The sequence below is a fragment of the Desulfovibrio sp. DV genome, from assembly GCF_001936595.1.
Taxonomy (GTDB): Bacteria; Desulfobacterota; Desulfovibrionia; order Desulfovibrionales; family Desulfovibrionaceae; genus Solidesulfovibrio.
Genome location: NZ_MLBG01000207.1, coordinates 1 through 294, shown reverse-complemented (window position 1 = coordinate 294; position 294 = coordinate 1). Strand labels below are relative to the sequence as shown.

At 66.3% G+C, this 294-nt stretch carries 1 protein-coding gene; it reads left to right on the top strand.

All coding sequences use genetic code 11. From position 1 onward, the window contains the following. Nucleotides 1-105 precede the first annotated feature (105 nt). Nucleotides 106-294, top strand: a 189-nt coding sequence (locus tag DVDV_RS22910; RefSeq protein ID WP_175577152.1) for a hypothetical protein, incomplete at its 3' end; no start/stop codon positions are given.

Below are 294 nucleotides of genomic sequence, written 5' to 3'. Positions count from 1 at the left end.
TTGCCGCCTTAAACGACTCGCAGATAGCCAGCCTGTCGACGGCGCAACTGGCCCGGTTGACCATGACCCAGATGGGAGCGATTTCCACCACCGGCATGGACGGCCTTGACCACGACCCAGCTGGCCGCCCTGGGCACGGCCGCCGTGGCCGGCCTGACCACCACCGAACTGGCCGCCCTGACCAGGGACCAGTTCGCCGCCCTGACCTCCAGCCAGATCGGCGCGTTGACCGAAAGCCAGGTGCAGTCCCTGAGCACCACCCAGATGGCTGGCCTGAGCATCAATCAGATCAGC